This is a genomic window from Thermorhabdus hydrogeniformans (genome assembly GCF_049310025.1).
Classification (GTDB): Bacteria; Bacillota; Thermosediminibacteria; order Thermosediminibacterales; family Tepidanaerobacteraceae; genus JBJYKD01.
Genome location: NZ_JBJYKD010000028.1, coordinates 1 through 23111, shown reverse-complemented (window position 1 = coordinate 23111; position 23111 = coordinate 1). Strand labels below are relative to the sequence as shown.

21 protein-coding genes, 1 other RNA gene and 3 pseudogenes are annotated in these 23111 nt (G+C 42.8%); 20 read left to right on the top strand and 5 right to left on the bottom strand.

The features are described 5' to 3' along the window. Window positions 1-138: 138 nt before the first annotated feature. The 6 genes and pseudogenes from ACKX14_RS12485 to ACKX14_RS12460 form a co-directional block, all read left to right on the top strand. Window positions 139-411 (top strand): annotated as a pseudogene (locus ACKX14_RS12485) (hypothetical protein); the annotation flags it as partial. 79 nt (window positions 412-490) lie between these two features. Continuing rightward, entirely contained in the window at window positions 491-1249 is a 759-nt protein-coding gene (locus tag ACKX14_RS12480) for a lantibiotic immunity ABC transporter MutE/EpiE family permease subunit (RefSeq protein ID WP_422448118.1), read from the top strand. Continuing rightward, on the top strand, window positions 1249-1557 hold the full coding sequence (locus ACKX14_RS12475) for an ABC transporter permease (RefSeq protein WP_422448116.1): 309 nt from the start codon (window positions 1249-1251) through the stop codon (window positions 1555-1557). The genes ACKX14_RS12480 and ACKX14_RS12475 overlap by 1 nt, the downstream gene beginning before the upstream one ends. After that, window positions 1542-2111 (top strand): annotated as a pseudogene (locus ACKX14_RS12470) (response regulator transcription factor); the annotation flags it as partial. The gene ACKX14_RS12475 and the pseudogene ACKX14_RS12470, both read left to right, overlap by 16 nt. After that, the gene (locus ACKX14_RS12465) at window positions 2108-2986 is read left to right on the top strand and encodes a HAMP domain-containing protein (RefSeq protein ID WP_422448114.1); all 879 of its coding nucleotides are present in this window, start codon (window positions 2108-2110) and stop codon (window positions 2984-2986) included. The pseudogene ACKX14_RS12470 and the gene ACKX14_RS12465, both read left to right, overlap by 4 nt. Before the next feature lie 263 nt (window positions 2987-3249). Further along, window positions 3250-3549 carry a sensor histidine kinase gene (locus ACKX14_RS12460; protein WP_422448112.1) on the top strand — a complete coding sequence of 100 codons (300 nt, stop codon included), beginning with the start codon at window positions 3250-3252 and terminating at the stop codon, window positions 3547-3549. A 184-nt stretch (window positions 3550-3733) separates the two neighbouring features. On the opposite strand, the gene ACKX14_RS12455 is transcribed toward ACKX14_RS12460, so the two are convergent. Next, window positions 3734-3823, bottom strand: coding sequence for a DUF438 domain-containing protein (locus ACKX14_RS12455; protein WP_422448161.1), 90 nt, complete (start codon window positions 3821-3823; stop codon window positions 3734-3736). Between the two features lie 406 nt (window positions 3824-4229). Here ACKX14_RS12455 and ACKX14_RS12450 point away from each other — a divergent pair, with 406 nt between their 5' ends. The 3 genes from ACKX14_RS12450 to ACKX14_RS12440 are packed head-to-tail and all read left to right on the top strand — an operon-like array spanning window position 4230 to window position 5320. Beyond that, window positions 4230-4385: a HEPN domain-containing protein gene (locus ACKX14_RS12450; RefSeq protein ID WP_422448110.1), complete on the top strand. Its 156-nt coding sequence runs from the start codon at window positions 4230-4232 to the stop codon at window positions 4383-4385. 16 nt (window positions 4386-4401) lie between these two features. Further along, on the top strand, window positions 4402-4551 hold the full coding sequence (locus ACKX14_RS12445; protein ID WP_422448108.1) for a hypothetical protein: 150 nt from the start codon (window positions 4402-4404) through the stop codon (window positions 4549-4551). A gap of 22 nt (window positions 4552-4573) precedes the next feature. Then, window positions 4574-5320 (top strand): glucose 1-dehydrogenase, encoded by a 747-nt coding sequence (locus ACKX14_RS12440; RefSeq protein WP_422448106.1) that lies wholly within the window; start codon window positions 4574-4576, stop codon window positions 5318-5320. Between the two features lie 131 nt (window positions 5321-5451). Here ACKX14_RS12440 and ACKX14_RS12435 read toward each other — a convergent pair whose 3' ends face one another. Continuing rightward, complete coding sequence (locus ACKX14_RS12435) at window positions 5452-5835, bottom strand: VOC family protein (RefSeq protein WP_422448104.1); 384 nt, start codon at window positions 5833-5835, stop codon at window positions 5452-5454. Window positions 5836-5974: 139 nt separating this feature from the next. On the opposite strand from ACKX14_RS12435, the gene ACKX14_RS12430 reads away from it, so the two are divergent. Beyond that, complete coding sequence (locus tag ACKX14_RS12430) at window positions 5975-6286, top strand: Fic family protein (RefSeq protein ID WP_422448102.1); 312 nt, start codon at window positions 5975-5977, stop codon at window positions 6284-6286. A gap of 67 nt (window positions 6287-6353) precedes the next feature. Further along, window positions 6354-6703, top strand: a transfer-messenger RNA (tmRNA) gene (ssrA, locus tag ACKX14_RS12425). Window positions 6704-7197: 494 nt separating this feature from the next. Here ssrA and ACKX14_RS12420 read toward each other — a convergent pair. From ACKX14_RS12420 to ACKX14_RS12410, 3 genes and pseudogenes are all read right to left on the bottom strand, one after another. Continuing rightward, window positions 7198-7545, bottom strand: a pseudogene (locus ACKX14_RS12420) (recombinase zinc beta ribbon domain-containing protein); the annotation flags it as partial. A gap of 100 nt (window positions 7546-7645) precedes the next feature. Beyond that, a complete protein-coding gene (locus ACKX14_RS12415) occupies window positions 7646-8200 on the bottom strand; it encodes a recombinase family protein (RefSeq protein WP_422448100.1) in 555 nt (184 codons plus the stop codon). Between the two features lie 105 nt (window positions 8201-8305). Next, window positions 8306-8506 carry a hypothetical protein gene (locus tag ACKX14_RS12410; RefSeq protein WP_422448098.1) on the bottom strand — a complete coding sequence of 67 codons (201 nt, stop codon included), beginning with the start codon at window positions 8504-8506 and terminating at the stop codon, window positions 8306-8308. Window positions 8507-9569: 1063 nt separating this feature from the next. On the opposite strand from ACKX14_RS12410, the gene ACKX14_RS12405 reads away from it, so the two are divergent. The 9 genes from ACKX14_RS12405 to ACKX14_RS12365 form a co-directional block, all read left to right on the top strand. Further along, entirely contained in the window at window positions 9570-9947 is a 378-nt protein-coding gene (locus ACKX14_RS12405) for a hypothetical protein (RefSeq protein ID WP_422448096.1), read from the top strand. Window positions 9948-10005: 58 nt separating this feature from the next. Beyond that, entirely contained in the window at window positions 10006-13116 is a 3111-nt protein-coding gene (locus tag ACKX14_RS12400) for a DUF499 domain-containing protein (protein WP_422448159.1), read from the top strand. Next, window positions 13116-13685: a DUF3780 domain-containing protein gene (locus tag ACKX14_RS12395; RefSeq protein WP_422448094.1), complete on the top strand. Its 570-nt coding sequence runs from the start codon at window positions 13116-13118 to the stop codon at window positions 13683-13685. The genes ACKX14_RS12400 and ACKX14_RS12395 overlap by 1 nt, the downstream gene beginning before the upstream one ends. Continuing rightward, window positions 13678-16617, top strand: a complete 2940-nt coding sequence (locus ACKX14_RS12390; protein ID WP_422448092.1) for an anti-phage-associated DUF1156 domain-containing protein — start codon at window positions 13678-13680, stop codon at window positions 16615-16617. Before ACKX14_RS12395 ends, ACKX14_RS12390 begins: the two co-directional genes overlap by 8 nt. Before the next feature lie 16 nt (window positions 16618-16633). Next, entirely contained in the window at window positions 16634-19345 is a 2712-nt protein-coding gene (locus tag ACKX14_RS12385; RefSeq protein WP_422448090.1) for a phospholipase D-like domain-containing anti-phage protein, read from the top strand. 152 nt (window positions 19346-19497) lie between these two features. Then, window positions 19498-21447 (top strand): AAA family ATPase, encoded by a 1950-nt coding sequence (locus tag ACKX14_RS12380; RefSeq protein ID WP_422448088.1) that lies wholly within the window; start codon window positions 19498-19500, stop codon window positions 21445-21447. Between the two features lie 101 nt (window positions 21448-21548). Next, window positions 21549-21782: a hypothetical protein gene (locus tag ACKX14_RS12375; RefSeq protein ID WP_422448086.1), complete on the top strand. Its 234-nt coding sequence runs from the start codon at window positions 21549-21551 to the stop codon at window positions 21780-21782. After that, window positions 21776-22852, top strand: coding sequence for an LPO_1073/Vpar_1526 family protein (locus ACKX14_RS12370; protein ID WP_422448084.1), 1077 nt, complete (start codon window positions 21776-21778; stop codon window positions 22850-22852). The genes ACKX14_RS12375 and ACKX14_RS12370 overlap by 7 nt, the downstream gene beginning before the upstream one ends. A gap of 101 nt (window positions 22853-22953) precedes the next feature. Further along, window positions 22954-23111 (top strand): transposase (locus ACKX14_RS12365; RefSeq protein ID WP_422448157.1); only part of this gene is annotated, 158 nt, incomplete at its 3' end.

The window sequence follows — 23111 nt, the reverse complement described above, 5'->3', positions numbered from 1 at the left end:
GAAGCGTCCTTCCTGCGCCAGCGGTTATAGAGGTGATACGGCACAAATGGTATTTTTGGCCTCTGCCGGTGCCAGTTGGCGGTATGGGGTTTAAATTGATATCTCCTATAGAAAGGAGATGATATGAGGAAAAGGATGCCCACCAACGGCATCGACCCCATCGGGATCCAGGAACTGCGCGAATTGATCCGCTCGGTTTCGAAAAGGGGTATCACAGTAATTCTGTCAAGCCATATACTACAGGAAGTATCGCAAGTTGTAGATTATATAGGAATTATCAGCGATGGCGAGCTGAAATATCAGGGGAAAATCAGCCCCGGCGAAGACCTGGAGTCTCTTTTTATGGAAGTTGTAAAGACTGATAAAAATGAGACGGTGTGGCGCCGTACTGAGAGTCATGGAAAAACATAATAAATAAAAAAGCACGCCAAATCAAGATTGTGACCATTTATTTTTTAAAAAATTGTATAGAACCTAAGGAGGATAAAAGATGACTGGTATAATCCAATCCGAGTATCTCAAATACAAAAAGACTTTTGCAAGACGCCTTATAATATTCGGACCGCTGTTTTTTATATTGCTCGCACTGCTTCAAAAATTATTCATACCTGAGGACTTTATAAAAACGTGGCAGCTGCTTCTCGGCCAAGTTTACAACTGGTGGTCGGTATTGTTTATTCCCATGGGTACTGCCCTGTTTGCCGCACTGGTGCAGGTTCAGGAAGAAAGGGCGGGCAATTACCGGAACCTGCACACCCGCGATATTTCACTCCCGGGCCTGTGGGCAGCCAGGGTTCTGGTGATGGCAGCGCATACAGGGCTTGCCACATTGGTCCTCATCGCCTCCACCGTCATATCGGGGCTTATTACCGCGGATGGGAATATACCATGGTTTAAAATTACAGCGGGCGGCCTTGCCATGTGGGTAAGCTCCATGGACTTAATACCGCTGCAGCTGTGGGTGGCCGCGAAAAAGGGCGCCTTTGCCAGCATGGCCGTGGGATTTTTGGGCCTTGCGGCGGGAGTCATGGCTGCCCCTGAATCTTACTGGATATTTGTGCCGTGGAGCAGGCCCACAAGGCTGATGTGCCCCATAATAGGGGTTCACCCCAATGGTGTACTTTTGGAACCGGGAGACCCTCTTTTAAATCCTTCGGTGATACTTCCGGGAATAGCTGCGGCAATCGTATCTTTCACCATCTTTACTGCCTTGACGGCCATATGGTTTAATAGAAGGGAAGTGTGGTGATGGATGGGGTGTCTTTTTTAAATATACTGTCGGCCGAATGGCTGAAAACCAAACGCACACCGGCAGGATGGGTGTCGTTCTTAACCCCGTTTGCCCTTGCGGCATTATTGACATGGTATTTTTCACTGAAAAAAGTTACTCCGGATATTCAGCCCGCAATATACCAGGCCTTCTTTGAAGTATGGGCTGCGGTGGTTATTCCGGCGGGGGCGGGGCTTGTTTCGGGAATGATGGTAAATCAAGAAGAACTGGCAGGAGGTTTCAACGGTTTTTTAGCAAGCAGATTGCCCCGCAGCAGCCTGACTTAATCATACTGGATATCATGATGCCGGAGGTGGACGGATTCGATGTCTGCAGGCGCATCCGGGATGAAGTCTTGTGCCCCATTATTTTTCTCAGCGCCAGACAGTCGGAAACCGACAGGATTAAGGGTCTTGCCCTGGGAGGAGATGATTATGTGGTAAAACCATTCAGCCTGGGCGAGCTTATGGCAAGGGTTGAAGCCCACCTCCGGCGGGAAAATAGGGCTGTATACCTGAATACCTGCGGGAGGAGGACGCTGATAAATTTTAAAAATCTAACGGTAGATTTGAAGGGGAGGCAGGTCAGAATAAACGGCAGGTTGATTGCGCTCACAAAAATCGAGTTCGATATAGTGGAGCTGTTATCCCTGCATCCCGGCCAGGTATTTTCGAAAGACCAGATCTATGAAAAAATCTGGGGTTATGATGCCGAAGGGGATTCCTCCACCGTGGCGGAGCACGTTAAAAATATAAGGGCAAAGTTTGCCAAAGCCGACCCCCACACCGAATATATTTCTACGGTATGGGGTATCGGCTACCGGTGGGAGAAAATAAGATGATGGAAAAAAAGCCTCTAAAAGCTCAATTTATTATCAGTTTCATACTCATACTGGCGTTCAGCGTCGCCGCCACCATCGCCACATATTTTTTGGGCTTTGTATTGTATGGGAAAATCGAATACAAAAACATGTATCCGGCCAATTATTACGAGAAAAAAATCCCCGACATAGAGGATCATATAAGGAAGAGGGAGGTGTATATTTTCAGCCGCGCGGGGCAGGCGGCTCTTGAAAAAATCATTCCTGCTGAAGGCATCTCCTACCAGGTGATGGATAGTTCCGGCCGCCGGATCTACGGCACAGATAAAGAGTTAATCGTAGAGGACCAGAGCCAGCTCTACAGAAAGATAAACACCACTTTCAGCTTAAAAAGAAAGTACGTCCGTTTGGTGCCGGTAATAGATCCCCAGGGGAAAATAGCCGGTGCCGTATCCCTTTCCTACGCTCTGGCTCCTACTTACCGCAGCTTAACGGATAAAATGTGGATTTCCATTATATTTTTTGCGGTCATATTTTCCCCGTTTTTTTATGTAATCCTTTTCACCTGGGTATTCGCAAGGATCTTCGCCAAGAATATCGCAAAACCTTTAAATCTGCTGATAGAGGCGTCGGTGAAAATAGGGGAGAAAAACCTGGATTTCGTCATCGACTATGATGCTCCCAATGAACTGGGCAGGCTCTGTAAAGCATTTAATGAAATGAAGAATGAGCTGGAAAAGTCGCTGGTCCTCCAGTGGAGGATGGAACAGCAGAGGCGGGAGATGCTGGAGGCGCTGGCCCATGACCTTAAAACGCCGCTTTCCATCATCCAGGGATATGCGGAAGCCCTTATGAAGGGAACCAGCACAGCAGCGATAAGCTGCGCAGATATTTAAGTGTAATCAAGGAAAATGAAGGAAAGGTTTCAAGTCTTGTTCAAAAAATACACTATGCCTCTGAACTGGAATTTTCGGATATTAAACTGGAACCTGAACCACTTGGCGTAAAAGCTTTTATCCTGCAGAAAGAGGAAAATTACAGGCTGCTTTCCCGGAAGAAAAATATTAAATTTTATACAAACGTATACGATGCAAGGCCCCGCGAGGCACCGTGCCTGATAGACAGAGACAAGCTGGAGCGAATACTGGACAACATAGTCATGAACAGTATTCGCTATACTCCGGATTCGGGGCGCATAAACATGGATGTGGCGATAAAAGACGACAGGCTATACTTTAGGATTTGCGATACCGGGAAAGGATTCAGTCCAAAAGACCTGGCCCATATCTTCGATAGATTTTATAGAGGGGATGATGCCCGAAGGTCAGAGGGGGGGCACATGGGCCTCGGGCTTTATATTGCCGGAAAACTCGTGGAAGCGCACGGAGGTGCCATAAAGGCCTTTAACCTTCCCGAAGGCGGAGCCTGCATAGCCTTTGACATAGCAGTTTGTAAGTGATAAATAAAGTAGGGAATACATATCGTGTTCGATGAAATCAGAAAAATTTATCAATCCAGACGGAGTGAATAACAGCCCAGGTCACAGTCCCGGGCTTCCTGACTTATAAGTAAGAAGGTAAAATGGGATAATATTTTCCAGCACTCTTTAAATATATGGTCCCGCCAAGCTCACTTTTTAACATCTACATGTGTATGGTGCAAAGCCCTCTCAATTCTTCAGGGGAGTAGCTTCCTTCTATAAGTTTTTGCTCCGCCGGGGAAACTTCAGGCATCAATATTTTCAATGAGTTCTTTTGTCTGTTTTCGAACTTCCTTCGGATTTACACCCCAGTTTGATCTTCAATACTTTTTTCGACTGTTCAGTCTAAATCTCTTTTACGTCCGACATTTTATACATCCTCCTGATGCTGACTGTGATTTCTCAGCTCGAACCGCTCCTCGAGGGCAAATGTCGATTTACCAGACGACGAAAATCCTGCATGAAACCTTCACGCAATGCCCTGCACCAATTTTACCAACGGTACGGTAGGTTGGCTGATGCAGGCTTTATAATATCACCACGCCCTGGTGTAAAAAGTATAACATCTCTCACATATAAGCATGATTTTATCAAAATATAGTTTACAAACTGTCTGAAAATTGATATCATATTAAGGACGAGTGAAGGGAGGGCATCCTATGCCGAACCGGGCTTTCGACTGGTTGAACCAGGCTATAAAGGATTTGAAGCATGCGGAGGAATCCCGGTGCAGTGGACATCATGAATGGGCGTGTTTTGCCGCCCAGCAGGCGGGAGAAAAAGCTATAAGAGCATTACGGTCCTTTGCAGAGTGAGGAGACTGTAAGGCCGGTGGAATGGGATGTCATGGAAATACCGGTGCCGGTGGATTTGTTGATTTATACAGAAGAAGAGTTCGGCAAACTGCGGGCTGAAAACCGGCGCTTTTACAGGCAACTGGAGAAGGAAGCGGTGTGGATTTATCCTGATAAAATTCAATGACGGCGGGAGGGAGAGAGCTGGCATGGATTTCAAAGATAAAGTGGTGGTGGTAACGGGTGCCGGCCGTGGCATAGGGCGGAGCATCGCCGGGATGTACGCAGGCCGCGGCGCGAAAGTGGTCATAGCCGACCGGAATTTCCAGGATGCGCAAGAAAAGGAAAGGCTTATAAAACAAGAAGGCGGCGAAGCCTTGGCCGTCCTCGCCGATGTCAGCAGGCCCGAGGATGTGGTAAAATTAATGGAAAAGACCGAAGAAAGGTACGGCAGGCTGGATATTCTCATAAACAATGCCGGGTTCGGCTGCTGGAAATCTCCCTATGACCTCACAGTGGAGGAATGGGACAGCGTCATAAATACAAACCTGCGCGGCACATTCCTCTGTTCCCGGGAAGCGGCGAAGATCATGAGAAAAAGCGGCGGAGGCTCCATAGTAAACATTGCCTCCACCAGGGCCATCATGTCCGAGCCCGACTCCGAAAGCTACGCGGCTTCAAAAGGCGGGATACTTGCCCTCACCCATGCTCTGGCGGTTTCTCTGGGCCCTGACCGTATAAGGGTGAACGCCATAAGTCCCGGGTGGATAGAAACAGGCGACTATGAAAAGCTCCGCGAAATAGACCACCTTCAGCACCCGGCGGGCCGCGTGGGGAAGCCCGAAGATATCGCCAGGGCGTGCCTCTTTCTTACTGCCGATGAGAACAGCTTCATTACCGGGATAAACCTTGTAATCGACGGCGGCATGACCCGAAAGATGATCTACGAGCCATAGAAAACATATTTTGACCTTACAGATACATTTTCGCGGACCCGGATGGAGATTTGCTCCCAAACCCCCATCCCCACCGGAAGGCGAGGGGTTAGCCTTTGACGGGCCCTAGAAATTGTCACTTCAGGGTAGCGCTAGCATAAGGGCTCGGGTCTTTGTATAAAGTGGATTATATTTCCCTCGATGTCTTTGAAGAATACGGTTTTTACGCCCTTTGCATTTGTGCTCAATTCGGTCAGGATTTCTACGTTATTCTTTAAAAGATTTTCGTATTCCTTTTCTATATTATCTGTACCGAAAGCCAGATGCCTTATACCCTGATATTTGTTATTTACACTCTCACCTGAAACTTCCGCAGGATATATTTCGATTAAACCGCCATCCGGTAACATAAGAAAAAAGGTGGGTTTTTCTTTTTTGTTGTCATACACCACTTTGAGGTTAAAAAGCCTGACATACCAGTCTTTTAAAGCCACCGTGTCTTTTGCGCAAATACCCACATGTTCCAGATTTAACATATGAATCCTCTCCTTTCAAGAAAGTTTTGGCAGGTTCATATTATGAGACGACGTCTCACTATAATATACATTCGCTATAAAATTTTAAAATCCTTCCTATTCCCAATATTTTATTTCAAGCTCAGGGGACAGCGAGACCGTGGGGGAAGTTGTGTTTAGTGGAGACCACCTAAGTGCCAGAGCTCATTACAAGCCGGGTGCAATCCATCCTTTTGATGACGGCAATGGAAGAGTAGCAAGATTGCTCATGAATTTGATCTTAATGAAATATGGTTGTGCTCCCGTAGTTATAAAGCAGGAAAATCGGGAGAATTATTATAAAGCTTTGATGAAAGCCGATGCGGGAGAAATGGACGACTTTATTCAGTTGTTGGCCGCGGAAGAAAGAAACAGTCTCAGGCTAATATTGGATATTATAGAAAAGCATATCGAGAAACGAGGACGGATATGAAATCTGATGTTTCTTGATATCGGGATTCTTTTGTTGTATAATAATGTAGAACCCATAAATTGAATATGGGGGCGTGTGGTTTCGACGGGGGTGGCAGGGATAAAAGCTGCAGGTCGAGCTTTCCGACTCGTAAATCCGGAAGCGTAAAATAAACGCCAACGAAGAATTGGCTCTCGCCGCTTAATTAAAAGCGGCGCGCCCTTCCCGAACGCGCCCGCCGGCCGGGAAAAGGGTGTCATAATAGCGGGATCTTCCTGTGGCGTTGCTCCGGCGCTGCGGGAGAAACTTACGGAGCTGGCCGGTCTTTTATCCTGCTCTCGGGAGAAAAGCCGGCGAGAACCAAATCGAGAGCTAAACCTGTAGAAGCTTTTATCGATGCACCTTCGGACAGGGGTTCGACTCCCCTCGCCTCCACCAAATGTAGCCACAATTATGTACAGTTTGAAGACCACTTTAACGTGATCTTCATAAACGAGTACTTTTTCTACATATTGATGAATAAATCTCTTCACTTCTTGTATGTTTCTGTCTTTCACAAACTGGCGGAACGACGAGAAAATCTTGGCAAGCGTTTTCTCGTCAATTATATTTTTTGGTGAGTTATCCTTTATTTCATGGAGTTGGAGTTCTAGCTCCATTTTTTCTTTTTCTAGATTCTCCAGGTCTTCGGCTAATATCCTGGAACTACATCCGCTGCGAATCATAGATAGGACATTTTTTATTTGTATGTCTACCTGTCTAATCTTTTCAGTGAGAGCCTTGATCTTTTGTTTAGCTTCATCGTTTTTATTGTTCTTATTCAGTTTTTCGACAAGAAGCGGTATGTTTGCTTCGTTGAATATTTTTTCTTCCAATTGCTGTAACACGTACTCTTCAATATATTCCCTGTAGATTTCCTTGTTTTTACAGCCTTTTGTCCTGTCTCTATTTCCACATCTATAAGTAACGTACTTGAGTTTGTTTCTGCCAGAGTGCTTGACGTTTCCTATCATGGCGTGCCCGCATTCCCCACAGTATATTAGTCCTGAAAGCAAATACGTTTCCTTTGCTTTGTAAGCGGAAGCCCGTTTCTTATTTCGTTGCATCTTCTCCTGGACTTTCTGGAAATCTTCCTTGGATATGATAGCGGGTATTCCGCCAGGTATTCTGATCACTTCTTCTTCAGATTTAGACGCATGGTTATTTCTTTTACCATCTGCGTTTTTTGATGCACATCGATTGAAAATATAAGTACCAGAATATTTTTCATTTACAAGAATGTCATGGATGGAATTTTTCCCAAAAGGCTGACCGACTTTTGTTTTATAACCTTATTGTATTTAGATAGTCTATTATTGCAGAATAGCCGTAACCATCGAGCTACATTTTGAAGATAGTCTTTACAATTTCGGCCTCATACTCGTTTATGACATATTTCTTCGATTGAGGATCAACGTCGTAGCCCAACGGGGGAATACCACCTAAATGCTGACATAAAAAAGCCCTTTCCTTCATACCTTTCATTACCTCCCGTGCGAGGTTGCGAGAATAATATTCTGCCATACCCTCAAGCACGGATTCCATGATTATGGACTCAGGGCTGTCATCAATGTTTTCAAGAACTGAAATAAGCCTAATACCATTCTTTTTCAGTTGACGTTTATAAAAAGCGCTATCATATCTGTCTCTTGAAAACCTGTCCAGTTTATGGACAATTACAACATTAAACAAACCCAGTTTACTATCGTTAATTTGAAACTCAGGTCTATTATCTGTGGTGGCCGTCTTAGCTCTGTCAATGTAAGTCTTAACAATAGTGATATTATTTCTTGCTGCGTATTCTTCTATAGCTCTGAGTTGCGCATCAATCGACGAGTCCGATTGGTTGTCACTGGAATATCGAGCATAAGCAGCTGCTTTGATTGTGTTTTCCATGTTATCACCCCTTTACTTGCCTTTATTTGCTCATACATTTTATTTTTTTGCTGAAAATAGACGATTTTATTTTGTTCGCTGTGACTCCCTCCTTTTGCTAATTATTCAGCTTGCTTTGTTTTGAATTTGGCTGTATATGAAGTCAAGCAGTTCTATTGCTGGCCTATAAAATTCATCTTCTTCCTCTGTACTCATAAATGCTTTTTGTTCTATGATTTTTACAACATCTGGCATGTATTCTCTTTTCAATAGTTTTACCTTTGAAATACACTCCTCTGTTTTAATTATTACGTTGCCCTTTTTCAATGCTTACCACCCCTTAATGATTTGTATAATAGTTGACCTCCTTTCATGTTTTAAGCTGGAGTTATTTCAAGGGGTTTATTTACAAAAACAATTATAAGGAAGCAAATTTTAAAACTCAAATTTTACTCCATAAAAAATAAAAAGGGTTAAAAAGTAACATGTTCATGGGCAATTTTCTTCGGATGGTGGTAAAACAAAAAAAGCCCTGTTGTCAGGGTTTTAATCAGGTCCTATAAATCTATACCGTAAATGCCTCCGCCAGGCGCATGGATAAAGTTGTTAGTGTGGCAGCAAAGGGGGCAAAAAATGTTTTTCGGAAAACTACAGTTCTTTTTCCGTCTATACGCGGGACTTCAATTATTGCGTCAGCGTGCCAAAAGTCTCTTTTTAGGACAGTTAACCAAAAAATACCTTTATTTGAGCAGACAAATTTATTGAAGGTAACCATGCTATTATCATCTCCTTTCGGAAATCGGTGCTAAGCCTTACTGCAGTAATATTTTACCATTATGTATTTTGGTCATCAATATATTTTCTTAAAAAAATCGATAAAAAAATTAGTAGAAAAAACTTGAGCAAATAAGTTTTTACTTCTAAAAACGTATTATGATTTTACTTTATGTTTTTAAAATCGTGCAAAGAAAAAGCGAATAAGATATTTTCTACTAATATGTATTAATTCACATTAGTATGTGTTAACACAAATTAATTTGTATTGGCCAGTATTAATGGAATTGGTAAAACATAGAAAAGAAGTGGGGCTTGTTATAATTACGATTTTAAAACGCCACAAGTAAAGAGGTTTTTAAAGTGTACAGTAAAGAAAACACTAAAAACTGAAAGAAAAACGCATTAATATTGGGATAAGACTAAATAATACGTTAAGGCTAACTTAAAAACGTAATTTTGATAAATTTTATCTTGTAATTATAAACCTATTATCAAGCGAGAGCTACGGAAAGCCTCACTAAGCTAACGCATTTGCCTGATTAATTTTAAATAAAAATTTAAAAAAAACTTGATTATTTTCATTCCATAATTTACTATTATATTGGATGACTATGTGCGAGGTGTTGACTTAGTGAAAAAGACGAATGAAATTTGGACTGTGGTAACACCGCAGATGCACCGAAAATTAAAGGAGTATGCAGAAGAGAACAAAATTGCTGCAACGAGAGCAAAAATGATTATGTATATACTGTTCCACTTCCACCCAAAGCAGCTTTTAGAGGACTATACCTTTCGCACGAAAGAAGGAAAAATGATTAATATTAAGGTCTCGGAAACTGAACTGTCTTATATTGAAAACCTGGCTCAAAAGTATAACGTGACAATTAGCCGCCTTTTGCGCAACATGGTTTATACCTATTTTTACACCCTCGATAAGGGGGAAATAGCTGGCGGCTCAATTGATATGCGGGAAAAACAGACCATGGAATAAAGGATTTAATTATGCAATTTGTTAAAATATGAAGTGGATTAAGAGAGGGGCTGAAATGGTGAAAACCTTGTTTGAACTCTGCAAGCCGAGAGAGAGCGTCTTTGATGAAACGCAAAGGGGCGACGTTTTAGACCTGGCTGATTTAATTGAAAACCGCATCGATCCGCATCGTTTTTTTGAGGAGAACTTCATGACTCAAGGGATGAAAATCTTATTGGAAACTGCTTTCAAGCGTTTCCACAGGCAGGGAGCGACGGGCTTAATAAAACTGACTCAATCAATGGGCGGCGGTAAAACTCACAACATGATTGCCCTAGGGCTTTTGGCAAAGCATCCCGAATTCAGACAAAAAGTAATGGGCGATAGATTTAAAAACAGCCATCTTGGGAAGATCAAAGTTGTGGCCTTCACGGGCAGGGAAAGCGATGCACCTTATGGCATCTGGGGAGCCATTGCCGAGCAACTGGGCAAAAAAGAAGTCTTTAAGGATTACTATACCCCTCTGCAGGCGCCTGGGCAGACAGCGTGGATTAACCTTTTAAAAGGTGAACCGCTCCTGATTTTGTTAGACGAGCTGCCTCCTTATCTGGAAAACGCTAAAGCGAAAATGATCGGCGATTCGAATTTGGCTACAGTGACGACGACAGCATTGGCCAATCTGTTCAATGCTTTGGGCAAAGAAGAGCTTTCCAATGTCTGTGTTGTTATTTCCGACTTAAAAGCTACATATGAGAGCGGGAGCGAGTTATTGCAGTCTTCTTTTAAGGAACTGGAAAACGAGGTCAACCGTTCTGCGCTGAATATTGAGCCAGTTAGCAGCACTTCGGATGAAATCTACCACATCTTAAGAAAAAGGCTTTTTAAGGAGCTGCCTGCGGAAAGTGAAATAAACGAAATTGCCAATGCTTACAAACAGGCTGTTTTGGAAGCAAAACAGATGGGATATACCAATCTATCCCCAGAGCAGGTTTTTGTAGGGATCAAGGATTCTTACCCCTTCCATCCTTCTATCAGGGACTTGTACGCCCGCTTTAAAGAAAATCCAGGCTTTCAGCAGACGCGGGGCCTGATTCGCCTCATGCGGATTATCATTTCTCAGTTATACAGGGGAGACAAGCCGAAGGCACAGGAGAAGTATCTGGTTAATGTGTATGATTTTGACCTAAACGACCCCGAAATGCTTACAGCTGTGACCCAGATCAAGCCTTCCCTTGCCAACGCCATTGCCCATGATATCGCTGCCAATGGTAAAGCTGTTGCCGAAATCGTTGATGCGACCATGAACGAAACCTGCATGCAGGAACTGGCCAAACTTATTCTTGTGGCGTCCCTTGCTGATATTCCCAATGCTCTTCTGGGGCTTTCCTTACAGGAAACAATAGGGTACCTGTGCGAACCAGGTAAGGACATAACAAGGGTCAAAAGGGCTCTGGACGAATTTGTCATGCGGGCCTGGTACCTCTTTACCGACAGGGACGGTAGGCTCTTTTTTAAAAACACCAAAAACCTCATTGCCGAATTGAATTCCCTTGTGGATTCCTATGATAACGAAAGCGCCAAAAAAGAATTAAGGACTTTTCTGGAGGAAAAATTTAAGCCGACAGTAGGAGATTGTTATCAAAAAGTGCAGGTCTTCCCAGCCGTTGATGAAATCAGCCTTTCCGAAGACAAGGTGCTCCTTGTCCTTTTCGAGCCCTATACGGGAGGCTCGGGCCTGCACCCAGACCTGCAGAAATTCTACGAAAATGAACGCTACAAAAACAGGGTGATGTTTCTATCTGGCACAAGAAGCACCATGGATAAACTCTATCACGCTGCCAAAGAGCACAAAGCGATTAACCAGATCATTGCCAGGATGGAAGAAGAAAAAACCCCTGCCAATAATCCTCAGTACCAAAAGGCTTTGGAGAAACGGGACAGGATCAAGCTTGAGCTTTTGCAGGCGGCCAGGGAAACCTTTGTCCAGCTCTACTACCCTGCCAAAACTGGGCTTTTAAAGGCCGACTTCTTCATGGAGTTTACAGGCAATGATTATAACGGTGAAAAACAAATCAGGGATGTCCTCTTACAGAGACAGAAATTTACTACGGATGTGGCAGATGACACTTTCAGGAAAAAATGCGAAGACCGCCTGTTTACCCAGAAGGAAATGCGCTGGAGCGATGTAAAAGATCGGGCAGCTACCAATCCTGCCTGGCAGTGGCACCTGCCGCGGGCCCTGGATGATTTAAAAGATGACATGCTGAAAAAAGGCATCTGGCGGGAACACGGCGGTTATATTGAAAAGCCTCCCTTTCCAAAAGAAAAAACGAAGGTTTTAGTTCAAGAATTACGCAGAGACGACACAACGGGAGAGGTAACCTTAAAGCTTATCCCCCAATACGGGGACAGAGTACATTACGAAATAGGTGCGCCTGCTACAGCAGCTTCGAACCTGGTAGAAAATCTTAACGAATTTAAAACAAGGGAGATGAAACTGTCATTTTTGTGCGTAGACAGTACAGGAGAGCACGAGACGGGGGACCCTGTGGAATGGCAGAATAAAATCACGCTCAAATACAGGGTGTTTGATAGGGGTGAAGACAAGGTCGTAGAACTTCTATCAGCCCCCCCTGTCACCATCAAATATACAACGGACGGTTCAAATCCCAAAGAGTACGGCGGTATCTATGATGAGGAAATTATCGTCCCGAAAAACTGCACTTTTGTACTGGCGGTGGCGGAAGCCCAGGGAATATATTCCGACACTATTCAGGTAAAGATTGACAGAGCAAAAGGAACGAGTATTGCCATCGATAAAAACAAACCTTTGAAACTCTACAAACGGTGCAAAACCAATGACACGGCAGAAACCTACCAGGAGCTTGGACTCTTAAAAAAACATGGCGCAGAGCTCTCCGATGTGATTGTAACCTTCTACAGGGTGGATGACGGTGGCGGAGAAAAAGGCTGGATTGAGCTGACCGTTGATTCTTCCCTGAAAGTGGATATAGAACGTTTAGAAAACAGCATGGATGCTGTCAGAAGTAATTTTCTATCTGAGGGCAAAGTAAACATAAGCCTGGAATACGGCATTACGCGGTTTGCCACAGGACAGGACTTTCTGGACTGGGTGGCTGCGAAGAAAAAATCCCTGCAAGATTTTAAGGAACAGGAGATTGTGCAATAATGGCGGAAAGAAGACAGGTAATTGGTTTTGGTTTTATTCCTGAAGAGTCCCAGCACCATTTTTTAGTCACCATCCCCCGCAGTAATGACGGGAAGGTGGTTATCTACGAGCGCTTTAAGTGGCAGGATGATGCTCAGGTACAGGCTATTGATTATACCATAGACAGGCCGAAGGTGGAGCTTGGCAAATACAAATGGAAACTGATCGAAGACGCTTTGAAAGACGAATTCAACAGCAGGCTGAAAAAAGAAAAACTGCCTGTTGGGAAGTGGCATATCGGGCAGGTACCCGTCCAGCGGCTTTTCGGAAAAGAAATGGTGCTTTTGGCCTGGGCCATCGAGGACTGCGACCCGTCGGTTATTCCGACGGCGATCAAGAACTGGCTGGGTTTAAGCCCTGAGGAGCGCTGGTGGCTTTTCACCATGACCAATGCTGCCACGGGGGGGTTAAAAGACAGGCGGGGATGGCGAAAGGCAGTAAGATATGCCCTGACCGAAAACCCCGTGGAAGAGTCCAATAGGCAGATGGAGCTTTTCGACCTGCTGATCGGCAGGAAAATTGATGACTAGAAGAGGCGGTGTAAAAATGGCTGATTATGCTCAATCATTTATAGAGGTGCAGTTTCCAGTATCCAAGGTATCCAAGGAGAGCTACAAGGAAAGGAAGGCAAATTTGGGGCAAACTTTGACTGGACTTGGCAAGTGGTGGGGCAGGAAGCCTCTCATCCTTGTAAGGGCGGCATTACTTGGGCTGTTAATGCCTGCCAGCGATAATCCAAAACTTGATCGGGAGATTTTCCTGAAAATCCTGACCATGGATGAAGAAGGACTATGGCTGAGGAAAAATAAATCCATACCCCTGCAGGAGATTTATGATAACCTTACTCCAGGGGAGAGAAAAAGGTACTTTGAAGAAGAAGGTAACGGTAAGATATCTTACCGTAAAGATATAACCAGGGAAGAAAAGGAAAACCTGCAGAAACTGGTTTTCAACAGGCTTTCTTATGATGAAAAGCTTACTTACTGCATAAGGCCTGAAGAAGTGGACAACCTCCCCGAATCCGAGTGGGAAAAAATCAACGAATATCTTGGCACAAACGCATCAAACCTCCAGGAACTGGTGCAGGAACTTGGCAGGAGAAGGTTTGGCAAAATCCCGGTGGTGGGCGACTGCTTTTGCGGCGGGGGGAGTGTCCCCTTTGAGGCAGCCAGGATGGGCTGTGATGTTTATGCTTCCGATTTAAACCCCATTGCCATGCTTTTAACCTGGGCAGCCCTCAATATCAACGGCAGCTCCGATGAAGAAATAGCAAGCCTGCGGGAATTTCAAGAGAAGATATTTGCACTTGCCGACAAGCAGATTACCGAGTGGGGGATAGAGCACAACGAAAAGGGACACAGGGCAAATTCCTATCTTTACTGCAATGAAACGGTTTGCCCCGAATGCGGCTGGAGTGTGCCCCTGGCCCCTTCCTGGGTAATCGGTAAAGGAACAAAAACGGTGGCTATCTTAAAAGAAAATGCAGACAAAAAAGGGTTTGACATCGAAATAAAATCGAATGCCACAAAAACAGAGATGGAACAGGCAGAGAAGATGGCGACGATTAAAGACAGCAGTTTGTACTGTCCTCACTGTCAAAATACCACTCCTATAACTGCTATCCGCAAGGACAGAAGGCACGATGATGGGACGGTGGAATACGGCCTGCGCCGCTGGGAGTCTCATGAGTTTGTTCCCCGCCCCGATGATGTTTTCCAGGAGCGGCTGTACTGTATCAGGTATGAAAAAGAGTATGTTGATGCAAACGGCAAAGTGAAGACCGAAAGGTACTACACTGCGCCGACCAAAGAGGATTTAGCCAGGGAAGAGAAGGTAATACGGCTTCTCAAAGAGAGGTTTGCCCAGTGGCAGGAGAAGGGGTATATTCCAAACAGTATTATCGAAGAAGGGGAAAAAACTTTTGAACCAATCAGGACAAGAGGCTGGGCATACTGGCACCAGTTGTTCAACTCCAGGCAGCTCTTAGTGCACGGGCTGCTGATGGAGCTGATTGATAAGCATGCGAAGACACAGAAGGAGAAGGTTGTGGGGTTGTTGGGGATCAATAAGTGTTGTAATTGGAATTCAAGACTAAGTAGGTGGAATCCAGGAGATGGTGTGGAAAAAGTAGTGGATACTTATAGTAATCAAGCTTTAAATACCATATATAATTTTGGGGCTAGATCATTACAAGATCTAATAAATGTATGGTTTTTTGATATAAAAAATTATTCGATTAGTAGTGATGCGTATTTACAAGTAAAAGATGCAAGAAATGTTGTAAATACATGTTGTTTCTGGCTCACCGACCCTCCCTATGCCGATGCTATAAACTACCACGAGCTCTCCGAATTCTTCTTGGCCTGGGACAAAAAGATGCTGCTTGATATCTTTCCTGACTGGTATGCAGACAGCAAAAGGGCTTTAGCGGTAAAAGGGACGGGAGAGAGCTTTAATCAGAGTATGGTGGAAATTTATCGGAATCTGGCTGAACATATGCCAGAGGACGGCATGCAGATTGTCATGTTTACCCACCAGAATGTAGGCGTATGGGCAGACTTGACCCTGATCCTCTGGGCAGCGGGTCTTAGGGTTACGGCAGCCTGGAACATTGCCACAGAAACCGATGCCAGCGGGCTGAAGCAGGGTAACTATGTTAAGGGTACTGTGCTTCTTGTGCTTCGCAAGCAGACTTCGGAAGAAACAGCCTATCTTGATGAGCTTTACCCAGAGATAGAGCTGGAAGTGAAAAGGCAGATTGACAGCATGCGGGAGCTGGACGACAAGGAAGATCCCAACTTCAGCGATACGGATTATCTGCTGGCAGCCTATGCGGCTTCCCTGAAGATATTGACTTCATATAAGCGGATTGAAGACATTGATGTTAACTACGAGCTTTCCAAGACCAGAGTTTCTGGAGAGGAGTCCCCTGTAGAGAAAATCATCAACGAGGCGGTAAAAATAGCTTACGATTATCTGACGCCCAGCGGCTTTGACTCTTATCTGTGGAAGATGCTGACGCCTGAAGAAAGGTTCTACATCAAAGGCCTTGACCTGGAAAAAGACGGTATATACCAAATCGGGGCTTATCAGGAATTAGCCAGGGGGTTTGGCGTGAAAGAATACAAAGACTTGCTCGCTTCTACCCGCGCCAATCAGGCAAGATTGAAGACCGCCATGGAATTCGGCATGCGAGGCTTGGGCGGTGCCGACAGTTTTAGCAATTCCCTGCTCCGCAATGTGCTCGCGGCTCTTCATCAGGCAATCAAAGCCGAAGACACCATGCAGGGCAGAAACTGGCTGAAAAATGAGCTGCCCAACTACTGGAACCAGCGGAATACAATCGTAGAAATTCTTAATTACATTTCCGCTCTTGAGCATATTGAAAACATGCCGCACTGGAAGGAAGAGGCAAGGTATGCCAGGCTCCTGGCTGAACTTGTAAAGAATGACGGTGTATAAGCAGGTGAAGGGAAAAATGATTTATCGGTATTCTTCCAGGCGAAAAAAGCTGGATGCAGCTTTTTTGAATGAAAAGTTAAAAGGAGCGCTGAGCTACGACAGGATTGCAGGTTATTTCAGCTCTTCCATTTTGGAGATTGCAGGGGAAGCTATTGAAGAAATACAGGGATGTGTCAGGGTCGTCTGCAATGCGGAAATGCAAAAGGAAGATGCCGTTACGGCCAGCGCCGCGGTCAATGCCATGCGGCGAGAGTGGTGCAGCAAAAAACCAGAAGAGATCTACAGCAGCGCCCCTGCACGGCTGAAAAAGTTGTATAACCTGATTAAAAGCGGAAAACTTCAGATAAAGGTAGTTCCCAACGATGTTTTCGGTCTTATTCACGGGAAAGCAGGCGTGATTACTTTAAAAGACGGGAGAAAAACATCTTTTATCGGCAGTGTGAACGAAACTTATACGGGCTGGAAGTTGAACTACGAAATCCTCTGGGAAGACGATTCCGACGAGGGGGTTAAGTGGGTTCAGGAAGAATTTGACTATTTCTGGAACAGCCCCTATGCTGTGCCCCTGGCGGACTTTATTGTTGAAGACATCAAACGGATTTCTGAACGAAAGGTTATTTCTTCGGTTGACGAATGGAAGGAAAATCCCGAACCTGCATCCGCTGTGATCGAGGCTCCCGTCTACCGACAGGAATTCGGCCTGTGGGAACACCAAAAATACTTCGTGAATCTGGCCTTTAATGACCACAAAAAGTATGGCGCCAGGTATGTGCTGGCGGATATGGTTGGGCTGGGCAAGACAGTCCAGCTTGCCTTATCGGCCCAGCTCATGGCCCTTTACGGCGATAAACCCATCCTGGTTATTGTCCCTAAGACCCTTTTATGGCAGTGGCAGGACGAAATATTGAACCTTCTGGATATGCCGTCGGCAGTCTGGAACGGCAGGGAATGGGTGGATGAGAACGGCATTAAATATCCTGCTAACGGCGATGGAGCCATCAAAAGATGCCCCAGGCGGGTGGGCATTATTTCCCAGGGGTTGATCACCGCCAATTCCGAACAGGTACAACACCTTTTAAATATGGAATACGAATGCGTCATCGTCGATGAGGCCCACAGGGCAAGAAGAAGGAATTTAGGGCCTGGAAAAGAGGAGGAAAAACCAAACCCCAATAATTTGCTGAAATTCCTTCTTGAAATCTCCAAACGCACCAAAAGCATGTTGTTGGCTACTGCTACCCCTGTGCAGCTGTATCCTATTGAAGCCTGGGATCTTTTAAACGTCCTGGCCCAGGGCAGCGATAGTGTGTTGGGCAGTCAGTTCAGCAAGTGGAGAAGATATCCTGCCCGAGCCCTTAACCTGATTATGGGCAAAGAAAGCCTCGACCGTTTTGATAAGGAGAACTGGGAATGGCTAAGGGATCCTTTCCCACCTGCTGCCGAGGGGGAGATGACCTTCGGACGCATCAGGCGGCAGTTCGGCATGGCTGATGATGAATTCGTCATCAAGCCAGAGGCGATTGAAGAGTTGAGCGGTCCTGACAAAAGAAGGATTGGGAGAATAATTGATGATAATTTTATCGCCGAACACAACCCATTTATCAGGCATATTGTGCGCAGGACGCGGGATTTCCTGGAAAACACCATCAATCCTGAAACGGGCGAGCCTTATTTGAAAAAAGTCGAGGTAGAACTGCTTGGGGAGAGCGATGAGGAAGCCATTGTCTTGCCGCCGTACTTAAAAGAAGCCTACGGGTATGCGGAAGAATTTTGTACATTACTACAGAAGAGAGTAAAGGGGGGCGGTTTTTTAAAGACTTTACTTTTAAAAAGGGTTGGCAGTACCATCGTTGCAGGGAAAAATACCGCCGAAAAAATGCTTTTTAACTGGGGGCAGGTTATCGATGAGGAAGACTATGAAGAAGAGGATATGGCAGAAGAAAAGGCCCTGCAGAGCGAAATCAAAAATATTACGGATGAAGAAAGAGCTTGCCTGGTGAAATTTATTGAAACCCTTAATGCCAATAAGGAGAAAGACCCAAAATACAAGCTGCTTTTAAAACTTCTCCTCGATGACAACTGGATTGAACGGGGTTGTATTATTTTCTCCCAGTATTATGATTCCGCCTACTGGGTGGCCGAGAATTTATCCAGTGACCTGCCTAATGAAAAAATCGGTATTTATGCAGGCGGAGATAAGTCAGGAATATTTATCGGCGGTATTTATGAAAAACGGAGCAAGGAAGAAATCAAACAAATGGTAAGAAGGCGGGAACTGCGGATTTTAGTAGGCACCGATGCCGCCAGCGAAGGGCTAAACCTGCAGACTTTAGGTTCCCTGGTGAACCTCGACCTGCCCTGGAACCCCACAAGACTTGAACAGCGTAAAGGCAGGATTCAACGTATCGGGCAAATTTATGACAAGGTTTTTATTTACAACATGAGATATAAAGGGTCGGTAGAAGACAGGGTGCATTCCCTTCTTTCCGAGCGGCTCGCCAATATCTATGGCATGTTCGGGCAAATTCCTGACGTTTTGGAAGATGTCTGGATTCATGTGGCATTAAACGATATTGAGGAGGCAAAACGGAAAATCGATGCCATTCCAAAGCAGCATCCCTTTGAATTGAGGTATCATGCCAATGTCGGTAAAGTTGACTGGGAAAGCTGTGCAAAAGTGCTGGACAGCAGGGAGAAGCGGAAACATCTGATGGCGGGGTGGAAATAGAAGTTTTTTAGTAAGTTAAAATTGTTTAAAATTTGTATCCGAAGTGGTGAAACTGGTCATAGAACAGGCTGTATATTTGTTTGAAGATGTGGCGTAATAGATGAGTATTAGCTTTAAGTGAGGTATGACCATTTTTAAATGGAGTGAGAAAAGTGTATTTACATAGGGTAGTTATTAAGAATTTTAGAAGCATTGAAGAGACAGATATAACTTTTTCTAAAGGGAAAAATATCATTGTTGGGAAAAACAATTGTGGCAAGAGCAATATTATAAAAGCAATTGATTTGGTTTTGGGAGAAAGTAATCCAGCATACGGGAAAAATGAAAATATAACAGAGAAGGATTTTTTCACATATAAGATTAAGAGTGAAACGGCAGAAGAAGTTGTAATTACTAATGATATTTTTATATATTGTGAATTACGGCGAAGTGAAAGAGAAGATATTCCATACGATACAATGCTTGATTGTACAGGATTTTATAAGTATTTACGACCGATAAATAAGGACGCTATAGAAAATTATTTTGAAAGCGAGTTTTTAATTAATCCTGACGAGTTAAGATACGAGGAAAAGCAATATATAAATCCCAAAAAAGATATTAATCTTATTATAAGGGAGTTTGATGATAAATATATATTTGCTTTTATTTTAAAAGCACATAGGAATGAAGATGGGGATGTAAAGAAAGAGTTGCGATTTTTTTATAGAAAAGATGAAGAGTCAGATTGGACTATGGGATTTACAGCACCAATTCGTAATGAATTTATTCAAAGTGCAATAATACCTTCTTTTAGAGACCCAATGATACAGTTAAGAATTAACCAGTGGAGTTGGTATGGGAAATTATTAAAGCATTTAACTAAAAACCATAGTAAAAATGATGAGTTGAAGAAAGCTTTTTTACGAGTTAAAGAAATTGCTGACGAATTATTTAGTGATGTAAAACAAAAAATTAGTGACAGTTCTTTTAATGCAGCCTTTCCTGGTACTGAAATATTGTTTCAATTTAGTGCCGATGAAAAGCCAGATATTTATAGGAATGTGGTCATATATATTGACGATGGATACAAATCATTAATTACAGATAAAGGCTCAGGTATTCAAAGTGCTACGATTATAGGTTTATTCAGTTACTATACAAATTATGTTAATACAAAAACATCTGTTTTACTATGCTTAGAAGAACCAGAACTTTATTTACATCCACATGCCTGCAGAACTATTAATTATAAGTTAGACAAGTTTTTACATGAGGGGCACAACCAAGTTATTATTACAACGCATAGCCCAGAATTTTTAAAAACAATTGAGCCAAATATGAATTTAATCCTTGCAAGAAAGTATGAAGGCCGAACTGTGATAAATCAATTAAATATTAAGGAGTTTAAAGATGTTTTAATTGATAGCAATCAAAATGAGATGTTCTTTGCAGATAAAGTAATTGTTTGTGAGGGGTACGATAACTACATAATTAAATGGATCGCAGAGGAATTCTATGGCAATAAACTTAATGAGGAAAATATATCAGTTATAAGTGTTGGAGGCAAGGATAATTTTAGTAAATTTGTTGACTTAACTTTGGAATTGGGAATTGACACTTATATCATGGCTGATTTTGACTATTTTTTAAGGGATAAAGATAATGAGCGTGTTAAAAAATATAAAGGTGCTAAGTGCCATGAGAGTATCGAAAATTTAGGAGTAGAATTCTTTATTAGTCGTTTTGGGGAAGAAGAAGGGAAGAAAATGTTTGGATTAATAGCAAAAATTAGGAATATTATAAAGCGAAACTACGAAGAAAAATTCTATACAGCAAAAAGCATAGAAGCTTTTAGAGGTGAAGAAAACTTTGACAAATTCGAATCTATTTTACAAACCTTAAGGACAAATGGTATATGTATTCTCTCTGGGGATATTGAAAGCTTTTTTAACAAGGATTTTCAATTAGTCGACGAAACCCATAAATTATCATTAGAAAAAATCTTCGAGATAAATTCAATATTAAATAAAGGCCAGAAAATTTCTAGCATATTTAATGTTATAGAAATAAAGGAATTTCTTGATGCGATCTTTCGCACATCTGAAATACCACATTTCTGATGCATTAGTATTTGAATATCAATCTACTGATTTAGCTAAAGCTGCGGTAGGTAAAAACATCGCAGATGAGAATGATGTAAGGTTTTGAAAAGGAAAGGCTCATGAATTTAAGAAAAAAAGAAGGTGTTATTTTTATGTGGAATTGGCTTATAGCTAATAAGGAATGGATTTTTAGTGGCATAGGTGTTGCTGTTTTAACAGTCATATTTTCGCTTTTCAAGTCCAAACGAGATAAGCGTATTAACCAAAAACAAATTGCAGGGGATAGTTCCATGAACATTCAAATTGGCGAAATTGTAAAAATAAATAAATCTGGGGATGATGTCGAATGTTAGATGGAATTAAACAAGTTCAAAAAAGCGGTAATAATTCAACTAACATTCAAGCCAATGAAGTAAAGATAATAAATGGGATTACTTACTCAGAAGCTAGACAAATTGCCGAAGAAGTATTTGAAGCCAATTTCTATCGTCTTTCAGAACAGGCTATGCAAGTAGCTAAAGCAAGGGCCAATGAAATTACCGATTATTTTCTTTCTGAACTTCAAAAGAGAGCTCCAAATGCCCTTTCATCAATGTTAGACCCTGACATGCAGTTCGCTCTCTATACCTCACAAAGAGAATATGCTCGGACAGGTGATAAAGACCTTGGTCAACTACTTGTTGACATTCTAGTGGACCGTGCGAAAAACAGCGAGAGAACATTAATGCAAATAGTTCTAAACGAGTCTTTATCCGTTGTACCAAAACTGACAATAGAACAATTCGATGCTTTATCATTGATTTTTCTTATTAAATATACTAAATTCTTAGGTGTAGACAGTATCCAAACTTTGTCAGATTGTATAAGTAAATATTATGTTCCTTTCATGGACAACTTAACAAAAGAAGCATCGTGCTACCAACACTTGCAATATACTGGATGTGGTTCAATAAGCATAGCGGAAATTCGTATTGAAACAGCATTTCGTGAGAGATATTCTGGTTTATTTTGTAGAGGGTTTAAAAAAGATGAATTTATGAACCAAATTATTTCTAGCGAAACATTTATTTCTGAAGAAATAAATGCACTTGTGGAACTCTTTATTCCATGTTTCCATAGCATTAATTTATACCAGCTTAGAGTCAAAGACAACGAAGAATTAGAGAAACTTTGTGCATCAAAGGGAATAAGTAAAGACAATATTACTAAGATAAAAAACATTTATTCAAATTACTTGATGTCTGAACAAGAAGTGAAAGAATTCTTAAAAAAGATTCATCCTTGTATGGATAAATTGTTTGATTACTGGGATAACTCTTATATGAAGAATATAGTTCTAACCAGTGTAGGTATTGCAATTGCACATGCTAATATACGCCGCAAAATTAACGAAAGTTTTAATTTGTCTATATGGATTAAATAACAGCAGCATTTTATCAGTATTTTGGGACTTGCTGGCCCCTCAAGAGAATTAGACCAAAACGCACAACATGATAAAATAACTCTTGAAGGGGGAATTTTTCTATGGCAGCGAGGAAGAATTTTACTACGGAAGAAAAGCTTGCTATCTTATCCGAAGCTCAGAGTTCATGTACCACTAAAATAGCTGTCTGTAGGAAATACGGAATATCAAAAACTACAATCGATTACTGGAGAAAAAAGCTTTTAAACCCTAACGATGG